Here is a 23,964-nt window from a genome sequence, read left to right as displayed (position 1 = left end):
TTGGCCCAAGGCGAACTATTTCAGGCCAACACCGAAGGCATTGCCATAATATTGGACATGGGCTTCCGTGCCGTTGACCAGGTTCTTCATATAGTATCGGGTCACTGGCCACGTGGCGGCTACGTCCTTGCACCAATAATAGCCGTTCCCCAAGGGCCAGCGATTTCCATAGGTATTGTAGATTTCACGAAGCTCGCCCATGGACGGCATCCGTGCGCCTCGTGCTGCGGTATTGCTGTTGATCTGGGGCCAAGTTCCTCCCCCCACTCCCTCGCACAGAATGACCCCCGTGACCGAGACGCTGTAGCTCTTCTCCTGGCCTGCGGCGTCCCGCGCGGTAATGGTGGTTTGGCCCCTCGACCGGACCGTTACCCAGCCATTGCCATCGACCACTGCGACAGCGGCGTTACTGGACCTGTAGCTGTAGCCGGGTCGACCACCACTGGCTTGATGGTGCACCGAGGTGCCGGCGCCAAACGCCGGAAGCACATGCGACCCGTAGATGATATAGATCCTGCCGCTCAGGGTAACCGGCGAAGTGTTGAACACCAGCGGCGGCAAAGCCTGCGCCACGTGGAAGGTTCTCACCGCCGAATCCGGCACCCCGCTGCCGTACAAGGCCCGGATTGTCATGGGGTGGGCACCCACTCCCAATCCTGTCACCAACTTACTCCAATCGCCCGCAGCGTTTGCCTGGGCATCGCCCTTGTCGCCGCCGTTGTCCAGAATCTTCACATGCTGAAGACTGCTCGCATTACCCTGCACCGTGACCTGAGTATCGGTGGTGGAGCCATTAGGGGGAATATCGACGTTGGCTGCGTTCCTGATGAATGTGATGGCGGGCGACCTGAGGGCGGTGACGGTAAAGGCCTTCGCCGCCGATTCCTGTTCATTGCCATACAGCGCCTTGGCCTTGAGCCCATACGCCTTGGCCGAAAGCCCCGTGAGGGTGGTCTCCCAGTTCGTACCGACGGCGGGGATATTGATCGGGTTGCCAATATTGGTATTCCCGTCCCGTAGCTGGATGCGTTGTCCGGAACTGCCTGTGCCGGTGACTCTGACGCTGGTCTCCACGGTGACACCGCCGACCACACTGCCTTTGCTGTCACGGATGTCGGAGAGCGTGGGGGCAACGTTAGCGGTCACGAAGAAGGCCTTCGCCGCCGACTCCTGGCCGTTGCCATAGAGCGCCTTGGCCTTGATGTCGTAGCCCTTGATACTCAGGCCTGTGAGTTCGGCCGTCCAGGTGGTGGCGTTGGCCGGAATGTCGATCGGGCTGCCAATATTGGCCCCTGAGTCCCGTAGCTGGATACTTTGACCACTGCTGCCCGTCCCGCTGACGGTGACACGGGTCTCGATGGTGGTCTTGCCGACCACCGAGCCTCGGCTGTCAGTAATATCGGTGATTGTCGGGGTAATGCCGGCCGTCACGGAAAAGGCCAGCGCTCCCGACTCCTGGCCATTGCCATAGAGCGCCTTGGCCTTGATGCTGTAGCCCTTGGCCGTCAAGCCCGTGAGGTTGGCCGTCCAGGTGGTGGCGTTGCCCGGAATATTGATCGGACTGCCGATATTGGCATTTGCGTCCCGTAGCTGGATTCCCTGACCGCTGCTCCCGGTACCAGTGACGGTGACGCTGGTCTCGACGGTGGCTTTTCCGACCACCGAGCCTTGGCTGTCGGTGATATCGGTGAGTGTCGGAGTCAGGCTGGCCGTGACGGAAAAGGCCAGCGTCCCTGATTCCTGGCCATTGTCATAGAGCGCCTTGGCCTTGAGGTTGTAGCCCTTGACCGTCAGGCCCGTGAGATTGGCCGTCCAGGTGGTGGCGTTGTCCGGGATATCGACTGGGCTGCCGATATCGGCGTCTGCGTCCCGCAGTTGGATACGTTGACCACTGCTCCCCGTGCCGGTCACGGTGACGCGGGTCTCGACGGTGGCCTTGCCGACCACCGAACCTCGGCTGTCGGCGATGTCGGTGAGCGTCGGAGTGAGGATGGCGGTGACTTTGAAGGTCCGCGCCTCGGAACTGGCACCATCGCCATAGATCGCCTTAGCGGTGAAACTATGGTTGGTCATGCTCAATCCGCTGACGACCAGGTCCCAGTCTCCGTTATCGTCAGCCCTCTTACGGCCATGGGAAACCGTGAGGTTGTCGAAAATCTCCACCTCTTGCCGGACACTGGCCTTGCCGGCCAAGGTCACGCGGGTGTCCAACGTCGTCCCCCCGTTCCTGACTTCGCCCTTGGAATCCCGCACCGACGCGATAGTTGGTCTGTCCAGGGCGGTAACGGTAAAGGTTCGCGCGGTCGACGTTGCGCCACTGCCATAAAGCGCCTTGGCCGTCAGGCTGTGGTCGGTCTCGCTCAACCCGCTGATGACCAGGTCCCAGTTGCCATTGTTGTCGGTTTTTTTACGGCCATGGGACACCGTGAGATTGTCGAAGATTTCCACTTCCTGCTCGATGCTGGCCTTGCCGGTCAGGGTGACGCGGGTGTCGACGGTGACGTCGCCATTGTCGAGCTCGCCTTTGGAGTCCCGTACGGAGGTAATTGACGGAACCGCCAGCGCGGTGACGGTAAAGGTCCGCGCGGTAGACGTTTGACCGCTGCCATAGAGGGCCTTGGCCGTCAGGCTGTGGCCGGTCACGCTCAACCCGCTGATGTCCAGGGTCCAGTTACCGCTGCCGTCGGTTTTTTTGCGGCCATGGGACTCCGTGAGGTTGTCGAAGATCTCCACTTCTTGCTCGATGCTGGCCTTGCCGGTCAGGGTGACACGGGTATCGACAGTGGTGTCGCCATCGTTGAGCTCGCCCCTGGAATCCCGTACCGAGGTAATCGAGGGAACGGTCAGCGCGGTCACGGTGAACGTCCGCGCGGCAGACGTTTGACCGTTGCCATAGATCGCCTTGGCCGTCAGGCTGTGGCCGGTCACGCTCAAGCCGCTGATGACCAGGTCCCAGTTACCGCTGTCGTCGGTTTTCTTGCGGCCATGGGACACCGTGAGGTTGTCGAAAATCTCCACCTCTTGCTGGATGCTGGCCTTGCCGGTCAGGGTGACACGGGTATCGACGGTGGTGTCGCCATTGTCGAGTTCGCCCTTGGAGTCCTGTACGGAGGTAATCAAGGGAGCCGTGAGGGCGGTCACGGTAAACGTCCGGGCACTGGAGACGACGCCATCGCCATAGAGGGCCTTGGCGGTCAGGCTGTGTCTAGTGACACTCAAGGCACTGACGTCCCGGTTCCAGTCGCCAGCGGCGTTGGCGGTCGCGTTGCCCAGTGAGACGGTGGTGTTGTCGAAGATTTCCACCCGTTGCATGGCGCTGGCCTTGCCGGCCAGGGTGACGCGGGTGTCGACAGTGGTGTCGCCGTTGGCGAGTTCGCCCCTGGAGTCGGTCACCGAGTCCAGGGTGGGCGGCACCAGGCGCACGGCCGTGAAGGTCCGACGGTTCGAGACATTGCCGCTGCCGTCCCGGGCCTGGGCCGTCAGACGATAATCCTTGGGCTGCAAGCCGCTCAGGGGAAATGTCCAGTCGCCCTCCAATACCACGGAAGCCGTCCCCACCCCAGCGGTATCATCAAAGAACTCGAGCGTCGACTCCGGCGTGGCGACACCACTCAGCGTCACGCGGGTGTCGACGCTATAGCCACCCTCGCCGATATCGCCCCAGGTGTCGTAGACCCTCCGGATATCGGGCACGACCCAGTCATGCCGGACCTTGAAGGTGTAGTGAGTGACGGGAAACTCAAGGGTATTGGCCTCTTCCGCTTCACCGGAGAAACTCACCCTGCAAATGACGTCCAGCGGCGTATTGTGGCCGAGCTTTTCCAGCTCGCTACGCAGTACCGACTCGCGCAACCCGCTGCTGGCCTGTCCCTCGGAAATGCTTGCGCCTGCCAGTAGGGGAATATCGTAGGACGTGGCGTTATCGGTCTGCCCTTCTAGACGCAGCCAGACCTTTTGCCCGGCGGCACTGAACGGCCATTTGCTCACCGTGGCCTCAGCGTTGCCGCGGAAGGTCGCCAGGTTCAGCTCCTGGCGGTCCGCATTCGCCTGGGTAACCTGCGGATGTGGTAGTTGAGTATCCGGGTCTGCAAAGGCGCTGATGGTCAACGGCAGGCTCTCGGACGGCGTGATAAACCCGTAGCGCTCGACGTCATAACCCACGCTGACCACCCGGCTGATATTGGCCCCGACGAACGACGCGTCCAAATGAAACTGTACCTTGCCGCTTTGATCCCCCGGTTGCTCCAGATCCTCGGACGTACCTGGGCCGGGGGTGCCCAGCCACTTCAAGATGACCGTGTCCAGCGCTGGGTCCATGCTCTCGTAGCCGATCTCGATATCGACACCCGCAAGCGCGTTGAATGGATCAAGGAGCGCGTCGGGTGCCTGGATAACCTTGGGTGGGGGCAACTCGCCAACCAGGAAACCGATCAACAGGTCCAGCGTTGCTGAGTAGCTGTAGGTCCCATTGGCGTGCTTGAGGGTATAGCGTACCTTGACGGTCTGGCCGATATTGCCCGTCACGAAATCGGCATCCACTCGGAATGACACAGGTTGGCCGGCGGACACCGCCGTGATCGGAATCCAACTGCTGGTGCTCGCGAGAGGATTGGAGCCGGTCCAGTAGTACGTCAGGATGTCGCCTTTGACCGTGCCCTCATACTCGACCAGCACCTTGACCTTGTCGAAGATTTTTGACGGATCGAGAACGCCGTCCGGGGCGTCCGGGACCTTGGGCGGCGGCAGCGTCGCCGTCGGGGCCTGGACCTTGACCAGCAGGTGTTCGGATTCGCTCACCCCGTAGACCGCCGCCTGGTCATTGGAGACCTGGTACCACAGGTCGAGGCGGCCATTGGCAAGTACGCTGATGTGTTCGGCGCTGACATAAAGCGTGACCGATTTGTCCTCGGCTTCATTCCGGCTGACGGTATGTGTTTGCGGGTACACATACGGCGTGCTGTCGGATCGCAGGCCTTCCCAGATCAGCTCGATGACATCCCCGTTGGCGATACCCGGGTATGCAATGTCCACGTTGGCCATCAAGGTGTCCGGGTCCAGGCTATCACCCACTTGCTCGCGCAGAAACGGGGCGGGATGCGCATAAACGTCGCCCACTACACTGGCAAACGCATGCTTGGAAGAAAGCGGCGGACCACCGTTTTTTTTCGTCAACACATACGAAGCGTCGGCCGACCCCATGGCAATGGCGCGGACTTCCACGTAAGGAACCTTCAAGGGAAGGATGCTGGGTATATTCGTGATTTCGTGCGCCTGGGTGTGGATCAGCGGCTTGCCGACTTGTGGCGTGCCGATCCAGGTCATTGTCACCGTGTCACCGATATCGAATTCTTCCGTTCGAACAAGGATTTGTACGGTGACGTCCTGCTGGTTCAATGCCTTGAGGTCAATGATGCCGTCGATCGCGTCCTCGATGATCGGCGCGACCAGGCGCCAAGCCCCGGCATCGACTTTCACGGTGGTGGAGATCGACCATTTTTCCGAGTAGTTCCACACCTCGTCATGCACCTCGTACTGCACCAGCAACGCATTACTGTCGCCACCTGCCAGGATCTTGGCCTGATCGGCGATGACTTCGATGGGCTGTGTACCCTCTGCCTGCTCAGGTGTCAGCACCAGGGGGTCAAGGAAGACACTGCCCCATTTCACCTGGATGACATCGCGCACAGCAATGTTGGGATAGGGCAGGATCGTCATGGGCACGCCTTTGGCGGCCCATGCGGCATCGACACCCTGAGCGATCACTTCCGGCGGCAATTGCACCCTCTTGAGTTCCGAGTGCCCCGGCAGGTGCGGCTCCTTGTCGCGGCCACCGGGTCGGTCCAGCTTGACCAGCAACCGCAGTGCGGCGGACGGATCGTCGGGTGCCGTTTCATCTTTGCGAAGCAGCACGTAGTAGCAACGTTCGATCCAGCCGGGCACGAACCACTCCCTGCTGACGAAAAAGAACAGGGGTTCGTTCTCTTCGTCAGCCAGCAGCTCGTGGTGCCAGACAACATTCGAGTCCAGGTAGAGATCAACGATGTCGCCCGCTTGCATGGGGGCGCTCCACGGATCGATGATGCAAAAAACCCCCTCTTCGTGGTCCTCCACCACGCCCAGGCCAATACCGCCATCGCCGTCCACAATGGGGCTGGCCATACCTGCGATGATGAGCGGCCACAGTGACAGATGCCCGTCGCTGGAGGGCCTGCGGGGTGGTAAATAAAGGCGAAAAAAAGTCATGGCCAGTTCCTTTATCCAGCACGATGCGGTGGCTTTTCAGATCGCGACGCGATAGGTCGGATTTGGCACCACATGAGCCGGATCGGCTACTGTCGGAACTAACAGGTAGGTGGGGAGTTTCGACGAACGGTAAGGCCTCCCGCGGCCCGGTTCAGGGCGGCTACGCCCGCACCCACATGAACAACGCTACCCCCAGGCACACCCCGGCGAACCCCACTTGCAGCGCCCGGGCCGGAACCTTGGCTGCCACTCGCCGCCCGAGCACCATCCCGACGATGCTCGCCGCAATGAACGCCATCCCTACCCGGTCGATGCTCACCCCGGCATGAAACGCGCCCACCACGCCAATCAACGAAATCAGGCTGATGACCATCAAGGACGTCGCGACGATCCCGCGCATCTGCACATCGGTCAGTTGCTTGAACGCCGGCACGATCAGGAAGCCGCCCCCCACGCCGAGCAACCCCGAGACCATACCGGTCACTGCGCCCAATGCCGACAGCGTGGCGGTGCAACGAGGCGTCCAGGCCAGGCGGCCGGTCTGGCGGTCGAGCATGCAGTTTTTCTGGCCCCAACTGGCGGCGCCATGATCACTGGGCCCCACTTGCGGCGTTTCGCGACGCAACATGCGCGCCGCCACCAGCACCATCAGCAGGCTGAACAGCATCATCAGGATTTTTTCCGAGAGCTGGTGGGCGAGGTAGATGCCCAGCGGCGAAAACACCGCGCCCAGCAGTGCGATCAGCAGGGCCGCACGGTAGCGCACCAGGCCATGGCGCAGCCCGTCGATGGCCCCCACCGCCGCCGCGCTACCCACCGCGAACAACGCCACCGGCGCGGCCTGGGTCATGCTCCAGCCCAGGCCCAACACCAACGCCGGCACCGCCAGGATGCCGCCGCCCGCCCCCGTCAGGCCAAGGAGCAAGCCCATGACCACACCAAAAAAACTTGCCAGTAACATTCAGGTTCTCTCAAGCCGCGCACACCTGTTGGCAGGTGCGATCGCATTTGCAGGACGCCTTGGCCCTCACTAAGCTGCGGACCATATGTTGTAAGTCCCAAGCGTTGCAACAAGCTATTTTAGATTGGTATGTGGCGAGGGCGCTTGCTCCCGCTGGGCTGCGTAGCAGCCCCCTTTCATGAGCTCTTCCCGCACAGGTTCGCTGTCATGCCCGCGCAGATCCAAAGCTTTCTCGACCCCGCCTCAAAGACCTATACCCACGTCATTTTCGAGCACGACGGGGGGCAATGCGCGGTGGTCGATCCAGTGCTCGACTACGACCCGACGTCGGGACGCACCGCCACCGAACAGGCCGACCGGGTGATCGCCTTCGTGGGCGAACACCGATTGAACGTGCAATGGCTACTGGAAACCCATGCCCACGCCGACCACTTGTCGGCCGCGCCCTACCTGCGCCAGAAACTGGGCGGCAAGATTGCCATCGGCCAGTCCATCAATCAGGTCCAGAGCGTCTTCAAGGCGCTGTTCAACCTCGAACCGCAATTCGCGGTGGACGGCTCGCAGTTCGATCACCTGTTCGCCGCCGACGAGTCCTTCTTCATTGGCAACCTCAAGGCCACCGCCCTGCACGTGCCCGGCCACACCCCGGCGGACATGGCTTACCTGATCGATGGCGACGTGATCCTGGTGGGCGACACGCTGTTCATGCCCGACGTAGGCACCGCCCGTTGCGACTTCCCCGGCGGCAATGCCCATCAGCTCTACGCCTCGATCCGCAAGCTGCTGGCCTTCCCCGCCGGAGTGCGGCTGTACGTGTGCCACGACTATCCACCGGAGGAACGCGAGCCCCACTGCATGAGCACCGTGGGCGAGCAGCGCCAGCACAACATTCATGTCCGCGATGGCATCGATGAAGCTTCGTTCGTGGCCATGCGTACCCAGCGCGACAAGACGCTGGGCATGCCGACGCTGCTGTTGCCGGCGATCCAGGTGAATGTGCGGGCCGGCCATCTGCCGCCGGCCGAGGACAATGGCGTGACGTACCTGAAGATTCCGATCAATCAGCTTTAGAAGCTTGTACTGAATGTGATGGCCTCATCGCGAGCAAGCTCGCTCCCACAGGGGATTGATTAACACCACCAATCCAGTGTGGGAGCGAGCTTGCTCGCGATGGCAGTGGATCAGGCAACAATGAGCCTCAGGTTCCCAAGGTCAGCCCATTGGCCGGCAACGGCAGCGCGGTCTTGTAGCGCACCTGCTTGAGGGCAAAGCTCGAACGGATGTTCGCCACCCCCGGGACCTTGGTCAGGAAGTCCATCATGAACCGCTCCAGCGACTGGATGGTCGGCACCAGCACGCGGATCAGGTAGTCCGGATCGCCGGCCATCAGGTAGCACTCCATCACCTCCGGCCGGTCGGAAATCGCCTCCTCGAAGTGCTGCAACGCCTCCTCCACCTGCTTCTCCAGGCTGACATGGATGAACACGTTGACGTGCAACCCCAGCAGGTCGGCATCCAGCAGCGTGACCTGCTCGCGGATCACGCCCAACTCCTCCATCGCCCGGACCCGGTTGAAGCACGGCGTCGGCGACAGATTGACCGAACGGGCGAGATCGGCGTTGGTGATGCGGGCGTTTTCCTGAAGGCTGTTCAGAATGCCGATGTCGGTGCGATCCAATTTACGCATGAGACAAATAATCCTGTTTTTTATCGTTGTGCAGATTTTTTATCTGCAAATGATCTGAACAGCAAGCTAACAGAGAAAAATATTCTTCTTCGTCGAGCCTATGATTGTTGTAGGACAATTTCCCCTACCCGGGGACATTCGTCAGCTAGCGCGCCCACTACAAGAAATTCACAAGATCGAGCGTAGAAAGCCATGAACCCAGCGTACGAACCGCTACGCCTGCACGTCCCCGAACCCTCGGGCCGTCCCGGCTGCAAGACCGACTTTTCCTACCTGCATCTGTCCGATGCCGGCACAGTGCGCAAACCTCCCATCGACGTCGAACCCGCCGACACCGCCGACCTGGCCCGCAGCCTGATCCGCGTGCTCGATGACCAGGGCAATGCCTTGGGCGACTGGGCGGCGGACATTCCCGTCGAGATCCTGCGCAAAGGCATGCGTGCCATGCTCAAGACGCGCATCTACGACAACCGCATGGTGGTCGCCCAACGCCAGAAAAAGATGTCGTTCTACATGCAAAGCCTTGGCGAAGAAGCCATCGGCAGCGCCCAGGCCCTGGCGTTGAACATCGACGACATGTGCTTCCCCACCTACCGCCAGCAAAGCATCCTGATGGCCCGCGAGGTGCCGCTGGTGGACCTGATCTGCCAACTGCTGTCCAACGAGCGCGATCCGCTCAAGGGCCGGCAATTGCCGATCATGTACTCGGTCAAGGACGCCGGTTTCTTCACCATTTCCGGCAACCTCGCCACGCAATTCATCCAGGGCGTGGGCTGGGGCATGGCCTCGGCGATCAAGGGCGACACCAAGATCGCCTCGGCCTGGATCGGTGACGGCGCCACCGCCGAATCGGACTTCCACACCGCCCTCACCTTCGCCCACGTCTACCGGGCGCCGGTGATCCTCAACGTGGTCAACAACCAGTGGGCGATCTCCACCTTCCAGGCCATTGCCGGCGGTGAAGCCACGACGTTCGCCGGACGCGGCGTCGGTTGCGGTATCGCCTCCCTGCGTGTCGATGGCAACGATTTCATGGCGGTCTACGCCGCCTCGCGCTGGGCCGCCGAACGTGCCCGCCGCAACCTCGGCCCGGCGCTGATCGAATGGGTCACCTACCGCGCCGGCCCGCACTCCACCTCGGACGATCCCTCCAAATACCGCCCCGCCGACGACTGGAGCCACTTCCCGCTGGGCGATCCGATTGCCCGCCTCAAACAGCACATGGTCAAGATCGGCCAGTGGTCCGAAGAGGAACATGCGGCGGTCAGCGCCGAACTCGAAGCCGAGGTGATCGCCGCGCAGAAGGAAGCCGAACAGTACGGCACCCTCGCCGGCGGGCAGATTCCCAGCGCCGCGACCATGTTCGAAGACGTCTACAAAGAGATGCCGGAGCACTTGAAGCGCCAGCGTCAGCAGTTGGGGATCTGACATGAACGATCACAACAACAATATTGCGTTGGACACCGCCATGACCACTACCACCATGACCATGATCCAGGCCCTGCGCTCGGCCATGGACGTGATGCTCGAGCGCGACGACAACGTCGTGGTGTTCGGCCAGGACGTGGGCTACTTCGGCGGCGTGTTCCGCTGCACCGAAGGCCTGCAGAACAAATACGGCACCTCGCGGGTGTTCGACGCACCGATTTCCGAAAGCGGCATCGTCGGCGTGGCGGTGGGCATGGGCGCCTACGGGCTGCGGCCGGTGGCCGAGATCCAGTTCGCCGACTACGTCTACCCGGCGTCGGACCAGATCATTTCCGAGGCGGCGCGCCTGCGCTATCGCTCGGCCGGCGAGTTCACCGCGCCGATGACCCTGCGCATGCCCTGCGGCGGCGGCATCTACGGCGGCCAGACCCACAGCCAGAGCATCGAGGCGATGTTCACCCAGGTCTGCGGCCTGCGCACCGTGATGCCATCCAACCCCTACGACGCCAAGGGCTTGCTGATCGCCTCCATCGAAAACGATGACCCGGTGATCTTCCTCGAACCCAAGCGCCTGTATAACGGCCCGTTCGACGGCCACCACGACCGCCCGGTAACCCCGTGGTCGAAACACCCCTCGGCCCAGGTTCCGGACGGTTACTACACCGTACCGCTGGACGTCGCCGCCATCACCCGTCCGGGCAAGGACGTGACAATTCTCACCTACGGCACCACGGTCTACGTTTCCCAAGTGGCGGCCGAAGAAACCGGCATCGACGCCGAAGTCATCGACCTGCGCAGCCTCTGGCCGCTGGACCTTGAGACCATCGTCAAATCCGTGAAGAAGACCGGCCGTTGCGTGGTCGTCCACGAAGCCACCCGCACCTGCGGTTTCGGCGCCGAACTGGTGTCGTTGGTGCAAGAACACTGCTTCCACCACCTGGAAGCGCCCATCGAGCGTGTCACCGGTTGGGACACCCCCTACCCGCATGCGCAGGAGTGGGCGTATTTCCCTGGGCCGTCCCGAGTGGGCGCGGCGTTGAAACGGGTCATGGAGGTCTGAATGGGCACGCACGTTATCAAGATGCCGGACATTGGCGAAGGCATCGCCGAAGTTGAATTGTCGGTGTGGCACGTCAAGGTCGGCGACATGGTGGTCGAAGACCAGGTACTCGCCGATGTCATGACTGACAAGGCGATGGTGGATATCCCTTCGCCGGTGCATGGCCGGGTCATCGCCCTGGGCGGCGAGCCGGGTGAAGTCATGGCGGTGGGCAGCGAACTGATCCGCATTGAAGTCGAAGGTGCGGGTAACTTGAAAGAATCGGCACAACCGGCTCCCGCCGCGGCGGCTGCGCAGGCGCCGAAGCCGGCGCCAGTGGCAACGCCTGAACCGGTGCTGGAAAAGACCGCCGCCCCTCGCCCGGCGCCGCAAGCCCCGGTGGCCCGCGATCCCGACGAGCGTCCTCTGGCCTCGCCGGCCGTGCGCAAACACGCGCTGGACCTGGGCATTCAATTGCGTCTGGTCCAGGGCAGCGGCCCGGCCGGACGGGTCCTGCACGAAGACCTCGAAGCCTACCTGGCCCAGGGGCCGTCGTCCCAGGCCAAGGGCGGTTCGGGTTATGCCGAACGCCACGACGAGCAGCAGATCCCGGTGATCGGCATGCGCCGCAAGATCGCCCAGCGCATGCAGGAAGCGACCCAACGCGCGGCCCATTTCAGCTACGTCGAGGAAATCGACGTCACGGCCCTGGAAGAGCTGCGGGTTCACTTGAATGAAAAACACGGCGCCAGTCGCGGCAAGCTGACTTTGCTGCCGTTCCTGGTCCGCGCCCTGGTCGTGGCCCTGCGGGACTTTCCGCAGATGAATGCCCGCTACGACGACGAAGCCCAGGTCATCAATCGCTCAGGCGCGGTGCATGTGGGCGTCGCCACCCAGAGCGACGTTGGCCTGATGGTGCCGGTGGTGCGTCACGCCGAAGCCCGTACCCTGTGGGACAGCGCGGCGGAAATCGCCCGCCTGGCCACAGCAGCGCGCACGGGCAAGGCCAGTCGCGATGAACTGTCCGGCTCGACCATCACCCTGACCAGCCTCGGTGCCCTCGGCGGCATCGTCAGCACGCCGGTGCTGAACCTGCCGGAAGTGGCGATTGTCGGCGTGAACAAAATCGTCGAGCGGCCCATGGTGATCAAGGGTCAGATCGTGATCCGCAAGATGATGAACCTCTCCAGCTCCTTCGATCACCGGGTGGTCGACGGCATGGACGCGGCGCAATTCATCCAGGCCCTGCGCGGCCTGCTCGAACAACCCGCCACCCTGTTCGTGGACTAATCATCAATGGAGCAGGCAATGCAAATTTTGAACACTACGCTGCTGATCATCGGCGGCGGTCCTGGCGGTTATGTGGCGGCGATCCGCGCCGGGCAATTGGGCATCTCGACCATCCTGGTGGAAGGCCAGGCGTTGGGCGGCACCTGCCTGAACATCGGTTGCATCCCGTCCAAGGCGTTGATCCATGTGGCCGAGCAGTTCCACCAGACCCGACATCACAGTCAGGGCTCGGCCCTGGGCATCACGGTGGCGGCGCCAACGCTGGACATCGGCAAGAGCGTGGAATGGAAGGACGGTATCGTCGATCGCCTGACCACCGGCGTCGCGGCATTGCTGAAAAAGCACAAGGTCCAGGTCATTCATGGCTGGGCCAAGGTGATCGATGGCAAGACGGTCGAGGTCGGCGATACCCGCATCCAATGCGAACACCTGCTGCTGGCCACCGGTTCGAAAAGCGTCAACCTGCCGATGCTGCCACTGGGCGGGCCAATCATTTCCTCCACCGAAGCCCTCGCCCCCACCTCGGTGCCCAAGCACCTGGTGGTGGTCGGTGGTGGCTACATCGGCCTGGAGCTGGGCATCGCCTATCGCAAGCTCGGCGCCGAGGTCAGCGTGGTCGAGGCCCAGGAGCGGATCCTGCCCGCTTACGACGGCGAGCTGACGCAACCGGTGCACGAGGCGCTCAAGCAACTGGGCGTGAAGCTGTACCTCAAGCACAGCGTCGAAGGGTTCAATGCCCAGGCCAGCACCTTGCAAGTGCGCGATCCCAATGGCGACACGCTGAACCTGGACACCGACCGGGTGCTGGTAGCGGTCGGGCGCAAACCCAACACCCAGGGCTGGAACCTTGAAGCGCTGGACCTGGCGATGAACGGTTCGGCGGTGAACATCGACAGTCGTTGCCAGACCAGCATGCGCAACGTCTGGGCCATCGGCGACCTGAGCGGCGAACCGATGCTCGCCCACCGGGCCATGGCCCAGGGCGAAATGGTCGCCGAGCTGATCGCCGGCCAGCATCGGGAGTTCAACCCGACCGCCATCGCCGCGGTGTGCTTCACCGACCCGGAACTGGTGGTGGTCGGCAAGACGCCGGACGAGGCCAAGGCTGCCGGGCTGGACTGCCTGGTTTCGAGCTTCCCGTTCGCCGCCAACGGTCGGGCCATGACCCTGGAATCAAAAAGCGGTTTCGTCCGGGTCGTGGCGCGCCGGGACAATCACCTGATCGTAGGCTGGCAAGCGGTCGGCGTCGGCGTGTCGGAGCTGTCCACGGCATTCGGCCAGTCCCTGGAAATGGGCGCGCGCCTGGAGGACATCGCCGGCACCATCCACGCCCATCCGACCCTGGGCGAGGCCGTGCAGGAAGCGGCGTTGCGGGCGTTGGGGCATGCGTTGCATCTGTGATTCAGGAGAGTTGATGGTGTGAGTGAGGGCCCTATCGCGAGCAAGCTCGCTCCCACATGGGATTACGTTCCCATGAACGACCGTTATCACCTGTGGGAGCGAGCTTGCTCGCGATTTTCAAGAACACCATCATTTATCTGTCTGCACCTTGTCGTGCGGGCTGCGAAACAGCCCCGGAATGAAGTATTGTTGTCCCCATCCAAAAAACGTCAGAAGCCTTGAACCGTTTCGACGGTTGTTAAGAAATAGAGGGTGTCATGGGTAACGAGAGCATCAATTGGGACAAACTGGGCTTTGACTACATCAAGACCGACAAGCGCTACCTGTCGCACTGGCGCGATGGCGCCTGGGACGCGGGCACCCTGACCGACGACAACGTGCTGCACATCAGCGAGGGCTCCACGGCCCTGCACTATGGTCAGCAGTGCTTCGAAGGCCTGAAGGCCTATCGTTGCAAGGACGGTTCGATCAACCTGTTCCGCCCGGACCAGAACGCCGCCCGCATGCAGCGCAGCTGTGCCCGCCTGCTGATGCCGCAGGTCGAGACCGAGCAGTTCGTCGAAGCCTGCAAGCAAGTGGTCCGCGCCAACGAGCGCTTCATCCCGCCGTACGGCACCGGCGGCGCGCTGTACCTGCGCCCGTTCGTGATCGGCGTGGGTGACAACATCGGCGTGCGCACCGCACCCGAGTTCATCTTCTCGATTTTCTGCATCCCGGTCGGCGCCTACTTCAAGGGCGGCCTGACCCCGCACAACTTCCTGATCTCCAGCTTCGACCGCGCCGCCCCGCAAGGTACCGGTGCGGCCAAGGTCGGTGGCAACTACGCCGCCAGCCTGATGCCCGGCTCCCAGGCCAAGAAGGCCAGTTTCGCCGACTGCATCTACCTGGACCCGATGACCCATTCGAAAATCGAGGAAGTCGGCTCGGCCAACTTCTTCGGCATCACCCACGACAACACATTCGTCACCCCAAGATCCCCTTCGGTCCTGCCGGGCATCACTCGCCTGTCGTTGATCGAACTGGCCAAATCGCGCCTGGGCCTGGAAGTGATCGAAGGCGACGTGTTCATCGACAAGCTGTCGGACTTCAAGGAAGCCGGTGCTTGCGGTACCGCTGCGGTGATCACCCCGATTGGCGGCATCAGCTACAAGGACAAGCTGCACGTGTTCCACAGTGAAACCGAAGTCGGCCCGATCACCCAGAAGCTCTACAAGGAGCTGACCGGCGTGCAGACCGGCGACGTGGAAGCGCCGGCGGGTTGGATCGTCAAGGTTTGACCTAGGCAACCGCCTGCTCAGTGCATGCATAAAAAAGCCCACCCCTGCCTCGGCAAGGGTGGGCTTTTTACTGGCGGCTTCGGCTACCCCCGCCGCAATACCAACCATCGCCCCCAGCGCTGGTGAAACCAGCCGTAACCGCTGACCAGCAAGATCCCGCCCAGCACCAGGACCGCGCCAACGATAAAGTTCGGCTCCAGCGGCTCGTCCAGCAACCAGACACCAAAACCGATGCCAAACAGCGGCGTCATGAACGACAGCACGCCCAATTGCGAGGCGAGGTAACGGCGCAGCAGCGAGAACCAGATCAGGAAACTGGCGAAGGACACCAGCAACACCTGGAACGCCAGGCTGGCAATGAGTTGCGGCGTGGGGTTGATCGTCGTTTGCGCCAACGCCACGGACATCCCGATCAGCAGCACCCCGGCGCCCACCAGTTGATACAGCAGTGTCTGGCTGGCCGGCACGTCGGTCAGCCGCGAACAGCGTACCGTCACCGTGGTTGCGCCCCACAGCGCGCCGGCCAGCAAACCCATGCCGTCACCGAGCAACGAGCTGCCGTTCGCCGCCCCCGAGCCGCCACTGAAGGCCACCACGATCCCGCCGAAGGCAACCGCGATGCCCAGCCATTGCGCCGGCTTGAGGCGTTCGCTCGGCAGTTTCCAGTGCAAACCGAGGGCGGCGAACATCGGGGCGGTATACAGGAAAATCACCATGTGCGAAGCCGTCGTATGACGCAGGCCTTCGCCCACCATCACGAACTCCAGGGCAAACAACAACCCCACCAACAGGCCTGGACGCCAACTGCCATCGGCCAGGGACAGGCGTTCACCCCGCACCAGCACCAATAGCCAGACCAGTACCGCGGCAATGGCCGAGCGCACGCCCAGTTGCAGCATCGGCGCCATGTCGGCGGCACTGGCCTTGATCGCGACTTGCTGGAAACCCCAGATGGCACAGAGTCCAGTCATCAGGGCACTGACCTGGCCATCCAGGGCGCGGCGGGTGGTCATGGGAAAGATCCTTGGGCAGAAATGGATGAAAGGATTGTCTGCCTGACACCTTTGCTGGATATAGTGATTACCCGACAAGCCATCCCGGTAATCCGCCATTGCGGTCGATATGCAGCCTCCAGCCCAACATCTGAAAATGCCTCCGTTCGACGCGGCCCTGCCCTCGCCGATTTTCTTTCGCAGCGCCTGCATGCCGGCCCACGCCACTTACCCCCGGCATCGACATGCCTGGGGTGAGTTCGTCTACTCCTACAGTGGAGTGATGGAAATCGAGATCGCCCAGCACCATTACCTCGCGCCACCGCAGTACGGCATCTGGCTGCCGCCGGACATGGAACACGTTGGGTTCAATCGGCATGAGGCCTGTCATTGTTCGTTGTACTTGGCGGCCGAACTGTGCGCTGCGCTGCCGGCCGTCCCCTGCGCGCTGACCTTGAGCCCACTGATCCGCGCGTTGCTGGAAGAGCTGCGCAACGAACCGCCGAGCCAACCGCAGACACCCGAGCAGCAGCGCTTGTTGCAAGTGCTGGTGGACAAGCTGACTCAGGCGCCCCATGCCGGTAGCTACCTGCCCTCCTCGGATGATCCACTGCTGGGCCCTGTATTGCGGGCCCTGGAGGCGAATCCCAGCGACCCGCGCTCCTTGCCGCAACTGGCCCGCGCCGCCAACACCACCGAACGCACGCTGATGCGCCGGGCCCAACGGGACCTGGGCATGTCCCTGGTGGAATGGCGCCAGCGCCTGAAAGTCATCGAGGCCCTGGCCCTGCTCGAACGTGGCCAGAGCGTGGAAACCATTGGCCTGGACCTGGGCTACAGCAGCGCCTCGGCGTTCATCAGCATGTTTCGCAAAATGATGGGCACCACGCCGGATGAATATCGACGCAGGCATATGGCTTGATGATGGGGGTGATGCTGAGACGGCTATCGCGAGCAAGCTCGCTCCCACAGGGTTTGTCGGTGGGTATCAACCTTGTGTTCGGCGCTGGCCCACTGTGGGAGCGAGCTTGTTCGCGATAGCGCCAGTGGGTTTGCCGTCGATTTCGACACTGACCCCAAACCGCCGCGCCAGCTCCCGGCGCCCACTGGCCGTCAACCCCAGGGCCCGGCTATCCAGGTCCTGGACCAGCCATTTGCGCTTGATCGCCAACTGCAGCAAGGCCGCCCCCAGTGCGCCGCCCAGGTGCGAACGGCGCATGCTCCAGTCCAGGCACGGGCAGGCGAATCGGCGCCGTCGCGTGGCGAGTGATTGGACGTCGATGCCAAAGCCCTCGAACAACGCCTCGCCGGACTCACTCAGGCGATAGTCCTGGCCTTGCACCGCCTCCAACCATCCGGCCTCGATCAGGCGATCATGCAGCCGCACCGCCAGGGTGCCAGCCATGTGGTCGTAGCAGGTGCGGGCGAATTGCAGGCGATCCGGAGTACGTGGCGTGAAGGTCGGCGCGGCGTTCTGGCCGATCACCATCAGTGCTTCGAGGGCCTGGGCGACGCGTGGGTCCGCCAGGCTGTAATAGCGATGCCGGCCCTGGACATGCAGGCGCACCAAGGCCAGGTCCTTGAGTTTCGCCAGGTGGGCGCTGGCGGTCGAGGCGCTGACCTCGGCGATGCTCGCCAATTCGGTGCTGGTGCGGGCATGGCCATCCATCAAGGCGCAGAGCATTCGGGTACGGGCCGGCTCGGCAATCGCTGCGGCCACTTGAGACACGCCTACGTCATGACGTTCTGCGTTCATATTTCACTCCACAATGGAACAAGCGCACCGAGCGGTTTCGGCCCTCAATCGTCCCGGGTCAGCACTTCCAGCAACTCGATTTCAAAGATCAGGTTGGCGTTGGGCTTGATGTGGGCGCCCATGGACCGTTCACCGTAGGCCAGGTGGGCCGGCACCAGCAACTTGCGCTTGCCACCGACTTGCATGCCCATCAGGCCCAGGTCCCAGCCCTTGATGACACGACCGGTGCCGATCACGCATTGGAAGGGCTTGCCGCGACTGTAGGACGAATCGAATTCGGTACCGTCTTCGAGGGTGCCGCGGTATTGGGTGGTGATCAGCGCACCTTTGACTACGCTTTTGCCGTCGCCCTGTTGCAGGTCGATGATTTGCAGCTCTTCATTCATGGCGTATCCCTCGTGTGATCCAGGCGCGAGGTTTTCGCAGAAATCAGGACGCATGGCAAACGTTGTCTGCCCTGCATCAGGGAACCGCAACGGCCTATTCGGTTCACATGGGTATCGACCCTGCATTTCAGATAAGGACTTTCTGATGATCGACTCTCGTCCGCACCACGGTTTCATTCCCCCGTACATCCTCAACCGCATCATCGCCCACGGTTCCGAACAGCAACGTTCCAGCGCCCTCGGCACCTTGACCCACGTGCGCAACCTACGACACAACCCTGGCCCGCCCAGCACTCCGCCCGTCGCGGCGGCGCTGCCCAAGTCCGGCAAGGCCGGACACCCGCAACGCAGCGTGCACGACGCCCAGAACAGCATGGAACTGCCCGGCCAGCCGGTACGCCTGGAAGGCCAGCGGGCCAGTGGCGACCCGGCCGTGGACGAGGCCTACGATGCATTGGGCGCCACCTATGATTTTTTCTGGAAGGTCCTGGGGCGCGATTCCATCGACAACAAAGGCTTCGCCCTGGTGGGCAGCGTGCATTACGGCCAGGGCTATGAGAACGCCTTCTGGAACGGCGCACAGATGGTATTCGGCGACGGCGACGGCGAAATCCTCCAGCGCTTCACCCGCTCCCTGGACGTGGTGGCTCACGAACTGGCCCATGGCGTCACCGAAAGCGAAGCCGGGTTGATCTACGCCAACCAGTCCGGTGCGTTGAACGAGTCCATCTCCGACGTGTTCGGTGTGCTGGTCAAGCAGTTCGTGCTCGAACAGACCGCCGACCAGGCCGACTGGCTGATCGGCGCCGACCTGCTCACCGACAAGATCAACGGCGACGGCCTGCGCAGCATGTCCAACCCCGGCAGCGCCTACGATGACCCGCTGCTGGGCAAGGACCCGCAACCGGCGCACATGCGCGAATTCGTGATTACCCGTGAAGACAACGGTGGCGTGCACATCAATTCCGGCATTCCCAACCGGGCCTTTTATCTGGTGGCAACCACGCTGGGCGGATTTGCCTGGGAAAAGGCCGGCCGGATCTGGTATGACACCTTGTGCGACCGAAGACTGGCCAATGACGCGTCCTTCAGCGCCTTCGCCCGCTTGACCGTCGAGCATGCCCGCCAGCGCTTCGGCACGCGGGAAGTGCAAGCGGTACAGAACGGCTGGGCCCAGGTCGGCGTCGACCTGACACAGGAGAGCTGATGAAAACCCTTCCAGACCTCGACGACAAAGCCGTGGTACGGCTGTCGCGCCAAGGCGGCGTGGCCGCCATCCATGCGTTGACCCGACCACGGGAAATCGAGTTCGCCCAGTGCGACCTCGACCAGCGCACTCGCATCTGTTCGGTCCTGGAGGGCTGCCTGCCGCTGACCTCCTCCACGCCCGGGCGCGGCGACCAGCGGTTTTTCCAGATCGAGGTGCGTTATCGCGCCAACGACCAGGACGACGAGATGGTGCTGCAGGTGCCCGAGGACCGGGCACCCGGCGAGCTGGTTCACCTATGGGACAAAGGCGAAGTGCTCTGAAGATTTAACGTGTGGCCGGCACGATCTTGACGATCGCGCCGGACACGGTTTCGATCAGCAGGTACTTGTCGTCGATCTGCACCCATTGCTGCTCGCTTGTCGGCTGTTCGAGCTTCTTCTGTTTCCAGTCTTTCATGGCCCTGTCCGCGCGCTGGTAGTCCGCCGGTACCCGGTCGTTCTCCACCAGCCTGCGGCCATTGCTCGGCGAATGCTCCAGGGCGTCTCCGGTTTTCTCGACCGCTTGCGCAACAGGCCCAAGGGCTCCAAGGCCGGCAATCAGGACCAGGCTGGCGATCAGGGTGGGTTTGCGCATAGAAAAAACTCCAGTTATTCGAGGGACTGAATCTGGGACTTCGCGGGCGGCAAATCATTCCTTAATTCCTGGAAACTGTACCCCGTGGCGAGGGAGCTTGCTCCCGCTGGGCTGCGCAGCAGCCCCAATCCAGGCGACGCGGTCATTCAGTGATACGGCATTCACGGGGGGTACGACTGCTGCGCAGCCGAGCGGGAGCAAGCTCCCTCGCCACGGGATATAGTGACAAGCCCTGCACGACGGACCCTGCCATGACGACCCCGACCACTGCCTCCCCTGCCCTCAAGGAAATCTTCAACAGCGCCCGCCTGGAACACATCGCCAGCGAAATGCGCGCGGTGTATCCGGCCTTCGACGCCAAGGCATTCTTGCGCATGGCCAACGACGGGCTGGCCGAGTTGTCGGTGATGCAGCGCATGGCCCGGGTCAGCGAGTGCCTGCACGCGGTGCTGCCTCTCGATTATGAAGCGTCGCTGGAGGTGCTGCGCGCCCTGGCCCCGCGCCTGAACAGCATGTTTGTCAGCATGTTCCTACCGCACTACGTGGCGTCTTACGGCCGCAATCACTTCGACGTGTCGTTGGACGCACTGCAGTATTTCACTCGGTTCGGCTCGTCGGAGTTCGCCGTGCGGCACTTCTTGCGGGACGACCTGGAACGCACCCTCAAGGTCATGCACGGCTGGGCACTGGACGCCAACGAGCACGTGCGCCGCCTGGCCAGCGAAGGCAGCCGGCCGCGCCTGCCGTGGTCGTTTCACCTGGAGCCGATCCAGGCCAACCCCGACCTGGCCGCCGCGATCCTCGACACACTCAAGGCCGACGACAGCCTTTATGTGCGCAAATCCGTGGCCAACCACCTCAACGACGTCACCAAGCAGCATCCCGACTGGGTGCTGGACCAGATCGAAGGCTGGCCATTGCAAGACCGCCACACCGCGTGGATCGCCCGGCATGCGCTGCGTAGCTTGATCAAACAAGGCAACCCCAGGGCGCTGGGGGTCATCGGCGCCGGCGGCAAGGCGCAGGTCCAAGTGCTGGATTTGCAGGTGACGCCGGCAGTGATTCGCTTGGGCGAACAGGTCACGCTGTCCTTCACGGTGCAATCAACCCTCGGGCAGAGCCAGCGCCTGGTGATCGACTACGCCGTCGACTACGTGAAAGCCTCGGGCGGCACCTCGGCCAAGGTTTTCAAACTCAAGACCTTCGACCTGCCCGCCCAGGGTCGCGTCAACCTCAGCCGTTCGCAACATATTCGCGAGCTGACCACCCGCAAACACTACGCGGGCCGGCATGCCGTGCACCTGCTGGTCAACGGCGAGCGGCTGGGCAGCACGGCGTTCGAGATCGTCTGAGGGGCGTCAGGCTATCGCCACGGTTTTCGCCTGGCGGATTTCCTGCAGGAAACGCTCGGCCGGCAGCGGATGGCCCAACAGATAGCCCTGCAGCGAATCGCAGCCCAACTGGGTCAGGAAGTCTTGTTGCACATCGGTCTCCACGCCTTCGGCGACGATCCGCAGGCCCAGGGCCTGGCCGAGGGCGACGATGGCCGAGACGATGGCCGCGTCATCGCTGTCATGCTCCAGGTCCCGCACGAAGCCGCGATCGATCTTCAGCTCGTTGGCCGGCAGGCGCTTGAGGTACATCAGGCTCGAATAGCCGGTGCCGAAGTCGTCGATGGACAAATCCACGCCCATGTCCGAGAGCAGTTGCAACACCGTCATGCTCGCGTCCGCATCGCTCATGGCGGTGGTTTCGGTGATTTCCAGGGTCAGGCTGTTGGCCGGCAACTTATGCGTTTCCAACGCCTTGGCCACGCTCTGCACCAGACCGGTGTGGCAGAACTGCAAGGCCGAGAGGTTCACCGCGATGCGCCAGTCGGTATAACCGAGCACGTACCATTCGCGCATCTGCCGGCAGGCTTCGTTCAACACCCATTCGCCAATGGGGATGATCAGCCCGGTCTTTTCCGCCAGGTCGATGAACGTGTCGGGCATCAACAGGCCTTGGGTCGGATGGGTCCAGCGCAACAAGGCTTCGGCCCCGACCGGACGGCCATTGGCCGCGTCGAACTTGGGCTGGTAATGCAGGCTGAACTGCCGCTGTTCGACGGCCATGCGCAAGTCTTGCAACAGCTGCAATTGCTTGCGGGCGTTGCTGTTCATCGAGGCGTCGAAAAAACTGTAGCCGTTTTTGCCGGCGCCCTTGGCGTGGTACATCGCCGCGTCGGCGTTCATCAGCAGCTCTTCAGCGCTCTGGCCGTTGCCGGGGTAAAGGGCGATGCCGACGCTGGCGGAGATCTGCAAGTCATGTTCAGACACCCGGAACGTGCGCCCGATCAAGCCGACCTGGCGTGCCGCCAGTCGCAGGGCATCGTCGGGCTCGGCCAGTTGCACCAGCAGCACGAACTCATCACCACCGATCCGCGCCAGGGTGTCCTGGCTGCGCAGGTCTTCGCGCAGGCGCAGGGCCACGTCCCGCAGCAACAAGTCGCCCATGTGGTGACCAAAGGCATCGTTGACCGGCTTGAAACCATCGAGGTCGATGAACATCAAGGCGAAGCAGCCGCCCTGCTCTTGCACCCGATGCATGGCCTGGTCGATCCGGTCGGCCAGCAGCACACGGTTGGGCAGTTCGGTGAGGGGGTCGTGCAGGGCCAACTGCGTCAGTTCCCGGTTGGCCCGGGTCAGGGACTGGGCCAGCTCGGCAGTGCGGGCTTCCAGGCACGCATCAAGAATCGATGTCAGCAAGGCAATGGCCAGCACCGCCAGGGTGGTGATCAACACCAGATTGTCCAGGCCCTTGCCGCTCAAGCCGTCCAGGGAACCACAGAAGCTGCCCTCGCTGAAGCGCGCCCCGGCCATGCCGGTGTAGTGCATGCCGACGATGGCGATGCCCATGACCACCGCGGCGCCCGCGCGCGCCAGACGCACGTGGGGGGTGTTCTGGCGCAGGCGAAAGGCAATCCACAGCGCCGCCGCCGAGGCGCCGACAGCAATCACCAGCGAAGCCCCGAACAGCGTCGGGTCGTAATCGATGCCCGGCTGCATCCGCAGCGCGGCCATGCCGGTGTAATGCATGGCGCTGATCCCGGCGCCCATGATCAGCGCACCGAAGGCCAACTGCCAAGCCGGCAATCGCGGCTGGCTAACCAGCCACAGGGCAAAACCGCTGGAAAGAATCGCGGTCAGCAGTGACAGCGCGGTGATCGAAATATCGTAGCCAAGCTCAACCGGCAAGGTGAACGCCAGCATGCCGATGAAGTGCATGGACCAGATGCCCACCCCCATCGCCAGCGCGCCCCCAGTCATCCACCAATGCGCGGCGCGCCCCTGGGCGGTCGCGATACGCCCGGCCAGATCCAGCGCGGTGTAGGAAGCCAGCACGGCAACAAACAAGGAGATCGAAACGAGGGCGGGGGAATAACTGCCGATGAGCATGGTTTTTTCTCGTAACTGGAGAACCGGACTGCTTCCATGCCCGGTTGGAGGCCGGCGATTGTACTGAATAGTGACAGGGACGCACGAACCAAATGTCAAAAAGCCATCAAACCTGGAATATTTTCGACGAAAGACACGACCCCGCGCAGGGAGATTTTTTCTGCAAGCCATCCATCATGCGTTCACCGCAGTTCCATTGTGGGAGCGAGCTTGCTCGCGATAGC

At 62.7% G+C, this 23,964-nt stretch carries 18 protein-coding genes; 10 read left to right on the top strand and 8 right to left on the bottom strand.

All coding sequences use genetic code 11. The features are described 5' to 3' along the window. Positions 1-15: 15 nt before the first annotated feature. Both J4E53_RS13350 and J4E53_RS13345 read right to left on the bottom strand, forming a co-directional pair. A complete protein-coding gene (locus J4E53_RS13350) occupies positions 16-6,243 on the bottom strand; it encodes a hypothetical protein (protein WP_103308833.1) in 6,228 nt (2,075 codons plus the stop codon). A gap of 160 nt (positions 6,244-6,403) precedes the next feature. After that, entirely contained in the window at positions 6,404-7,204 is an 801-nt protein-coding gene (locus tag J4E53_RS13345) for a sulfite exporter TauE/SafE family protein (protein WP_060741706.1), read from the bottom strand. Between the two features lie 207 nt (positions 7,205-7,411). On the opposite strand from J4E53_RS13345, the gene J4E53_RS13340 reads away from it, so the two are divergent. Then, positions 7,412-8,275, top strand: a complete 864-nt coding sequence (locus tag J4E53_RS13340) for an MBL fold metallo-hydrolase (protein ID WP_103308832.1) — start codon at positions 7,412-7,414, stop codon at positions 8,273-8,275. 127 nt (positions 8,276-8,402) lie between these two features. Here J4E53_RS13340 and bkdR read toward each other — a convergent pair whose 3' ends face one another. Further along, complete coding sequence (gene bkdR, locus J4E53_RS13335; RefSeq protein ID WP_003202929.1) at positions 8,403-8,891, bottom strand: Bkd operon transcriptional regulator BkdR; 489 nt, start codon at positions 8,889-8,891, stop codon at positions 8,403-8,405. A gap of 192 nt (positions 8,892-9,083) precedes the next feature. Here bkdR and J4E53_RS13330 point away from each other — a divergent pair, with 192 nt between their 5' ends. From J4E53_RS13330 to J4E53_RS13310, 5 genes are all read left to right on the top strand, one after another. Beyond that, complete coding sequence (locus J4E53_RS13330; RefSeq protein WP_060741704.1) at positions 9,084-10,319, top strand: 3-methyl-2-oxobutanoate dehydrogenase (2-methylpropanoyl-transferring) subunit alpha; 1,236 nt, start codon at positions 9,084-9,086, stop codon at positions 10,317-10,319. A 1-nt stretch (position 10,320) separates the two neighbouring features. Continuing rightward, the gene (locus tag J4E53_RS13325; RefSeq protein WP_060741703.1) at positions 10,321-11,379 is read left to right on the top strand and encodes an alpha-ketoacid dehydrogenase subunit beta; all 1,059 of its coding nucleotides are present in this window, start codon (positions 10,321-10,323) and stop codon (positions 11,377-11,379) included. Next, entirely contained in the window at positions 11,380-12,648 is a 1,269-nt protein-coding gene (locus J4E53_RS13320) for a dihydrolipoamide acetyltransferase family protein (protein ID WP_103308831.1), read from the top strand. It abuts the gene before it with no gap. 18 nt (positions 12,649-12,666) lie between these two features. Further along, a complete protein-coding gene (lpdA, locus tag J4E53_RS13315; protein ID WP_103308830.1) occupies positions 12,667-14,049 on the top strand; it encodes a dihydrolipoyl dehydrogenase in 1,383 nt (460 codons plus the stop codon). 257 nt (positions 14,050-14,306) lie between these two features. Further along, the gene (locus tag J4E53_RS13310) at positions 14,307-15,326 is read left to right on the top strand and encodes a branched-chain amino acid aminotransferase (RefSeq protein ID WP_060741700.1); all 1,020 of its coding nucleotides are present in this window, start codon (positions 14,307-14,309) and stop codon (positions 15,324-15,326) included. An 83-nt stretch (positions 15,327-15,409) separates the two neighbouring features. Here J4E53_RS13310 and J4E53_RS13305 read toward each other — a convergent pair whose 3' ends face one another. Continuing rightward, entirely contained in the window at positions 15,410-16,339 is a 930-nt protein-coding gene (locus J4E53_RS13305) for a DMT family transporter (RefSeq protein ID WP_103308829.1), read from the bottom strand. 109 nt (positions 16,340-16,448) lie between these two features. Between J4E53_RS13305 and J4E53_RS13300 the strand changes: the two genes are divergently transcribed. Then, on the top strand, positions 16,449-17,240 hold the full coding sequence (locus J4E53_RS13300; protein ID WP_060741698.1) for a helix-turn-helix domain-containing protein: 792 nt from the start codon (positions 16,449-16,451) through the stop codon (positions 17,238-17,240). Between the two features lie 66 nt (positions 17,241-17,306). On the opposite strand, the gene J4E53_RS13295 is transcribed toward J4E53_RS13300, so the two are convergent. Together J4E53_RS13295 and J4E53_RS13290 are read right to left on the bottom strand one after the other, a co-directional pair. Beyond that, positions 17,307-18,074, bottom strand: coding sequence for a helix-turn-helix transcriptional regulator (locus tag J4E53_RS13295; protein ID WP_103308828.1), 768 nt, complete (start codon positions 18,072-18,074; stop codon positions 17,307-17,309). 44 nt (positions 18,075-18,118) lie between these two features. Continuing rightward, positions 18,119-18,460 (bottom strand): FKBP-type peptidyl-prolyl cis-trans isomerase, encoded by a 342-nt coding sequence (locus J4E53_RS13290; RefSeq protein WP_092254046.1) that lies wholly within the window; start codon positions 18,458-18,460, stop codon positions 18,119-18,121. A 145-nt stretch (positions 18,461-18,605) separates the two neighbouring features. Between J4E53_RS13290 and J4E53_RS13285 the strand changes: the two genes are divergently transcribed. Next, on the top strand, positions 18,606-19,667 hold the full coding sequence (locus J4E53_RS13285; protein ID WP_103308827.1) for a M4 family metallopeptidase: 1,062 nt from the start codon (positions 18,606-18,608) through the stop codon (positions 19,665-19,667). Next, on the top strand, positions 19,667-19,990 hold the full coding sequence (locus tag J4E53_RS13280) for a protealysin inhibitor emfourin (protein WP_053122893.1): 324 nt from the start codon (positions 19,667-19,669) through the stop codon (positions 19,988-19,990). The genes J4E53_RS13285 and J4E53_RS13280 overlap by 1 nt, the downstream gene beginning before the upstream one ends. Positions 19,991-19,994: 4 nt before the next feature. On the opposite strand, the gene J4E53_RS13275 is transcribed toward J4E53_RS13280, so the two are convergent. Continuing rightward, on the bottom strand, positions 19,995-20,303 hold the full coding sequence (locus J4E53_RS13275) for an RcnB family protein (protein ID WP_060741694.1): 309 nt from the start codon (positions 20,301-20,303) through the stop codon (positions 19,995-19,997). A 251-nt stretch (positions 20,304-20,554) separates the two neighbouring features. Here J4E53_RS13275 and J4E53_RS13270 point away from each other — a divergent pair, with 251 nt between their 5' ends. Then, complete coding sequence (locus J4E53_RS13270) at positions 20,555-21,655, top strand: DNA alkylation repair protein (protein WP_103308825.1); 1,101 nt, start codon at positions 20,555-20,557, stop codon at positions 21,653-21,655. Positions 21,656-21,661: 6 nt separating this feature from the next. On the opposite strand, the gene J4E53_RS13265 is transcribed toward J4E53_RS13270, so the two are convergent. Then, on the bottom strand, positions 21,662-23,740 hold the full coding sequence (locus J4E53_RS13265) for a bifunctional diguanylate cyclase/phosphodiesterase (RefSeq protein WP_103308824.1): 2,079 nt from the start codon (positions 23,738-23,740) through the stop codon (positions 21,662-21,664). Positions 23,741-23,964 lie beyond the last annotated feature (224 nt).

The sequence above is a fragment of the Pseudomonas sp. FW305-28 genome, assembly GCF_017351395.1.
In the GTDB taxonomy this organism is placed as follows: domain Bacteria; phylum Pseudomonadota; class Gammaproteobacteria; order Pseudomonadales; family Pseudomonadaceae; genus Aquipseudomonas; species Aquipseudomonas fluorescens_AA.
The sequence above is the reverse complement of the archived record's forward strand: the minus strand, read 5'-3'. Positions and strand labels throughout refer to the sequence as shown.

Coding starts and splice junctions, on each gene's coding strand:
- J4E53_RS13350 (WP_103308833.1), bottom strand. CDS start 6,243: ATGACTTTTTTTCGCCTTTATTTACCACCCCGCAGGCCCTCCAGCGAC.
- J4E53_RS13345 (WP_060741706.1), bottom strand. CDS start 7,204: ATGTTACTGGCAAGTTTTTTTGGTGTGGTCATGGGCTTGCTCCTTGGC.
- J4E53_RS13340 (WP_103308832.1), top strand. CDS start 7,412: ATGCCCGCGCAGATCCAAAGCTTTCTCGACCCCGCCTCAAAGACCTAT.
- bkdR (WP_003202929.1), bottom strand. CDS start 8,891: ATGCGTAAATTGGATCGCACCGACATCGGCATTCTGAACAGCCTTCAG.
- J4E53_RS13330 (WP_060741704.1), top strand. CDS start 9,084: ATGAACCCAGCGTACGAACCGCTACGCCTGCACGTCCCCGAACCCTCG.
- J4E53_RS13325 (WP_060741703.1), top strand. CDS start 10,321: ATGAACGATCACAACAACAATATTGCGTTGGACACCGCCATGACCACT.
- J4E53_RS13320 (WP_103308831.1), top strand. CDS start 11,380: ATGGGCACGCACGTTATCAAGATGCCGGACATTGGCGAAGGCATCGCC.
- lpdA (WP_103308830.1), top strand. CDS start 12,667: ATGCAAATTTTGAACACTACGCTGCTGATCATCGGCGGCGGTCCTGGC.
- J4E53_RS13310 (WP_060741700.1), top strand. CDS start 14,307: ATGGGTAACGAGAGCATCAATTGGGACAAACTGGGCTTTGACTACATC.
- J4E53_RS13305 (WP_103308829.1), bottom strand. CDS start 16,339: ATGACCACCCGCCGCGCCCTGGATGGCCAGGTCAGTGCCCTGATGACT.
- J4E53_RS13300 (WP_060741698.1), top strand. CDS start 16,449: ATGCAGCCTCCAGCCCAACATCTGAAAATGCCTCCGTTCGACGCGGCC.
- J4E53_RS13295 (WP_103308828.1), bottom strand. CDS start 18,074: ATGAACGCAGAACGTCATGACGTAGGCGTGTCTCAAGTGGCCGCAGCG.
- J4E53_RS13290 (WP_092254046.1), bottom strand. CDS start 18,460: ATGAATGAAGAGCTGCAAATCATCGACCTGCAACAGGGCGACGGCAAA.
- J4E53_RS13285 (WP_103308827.1), top strand. CDS start 18,606: ATGATCGACTCTCGTCCGCACCACGGTTTCATTCCCCCGTACATCCTC.
- J4E53_RS13280 (WP_053122893.1), top strand. CDS start 19,667: ATGAAAACCCTTCCAGACCTCGACGACAAAGCCGTGGTACGGCTGTCG.
- J4E53_RS13275 (WP_060741694.1), bottom strand. CDS start 20,303: ATGCGCAAACCCACCCTGATCGCCAGCCTGGTCCTGATTGCCGGCCTT.
- J4E53_RS13270 (WP_103308825.1), top strand. CDS start 20,555: ATGACGACCCCGACCACTGCCTCCCCTGCCCTCAAGGAAATCTTCAAC.
- J4E53_RS13265 (WP_103308824.1), bottom strand. CDS start 23,740: ATGCTCATCGGCAGTTATTCCCCCGCCCTCGTTTCGATCTCCTTGTTT.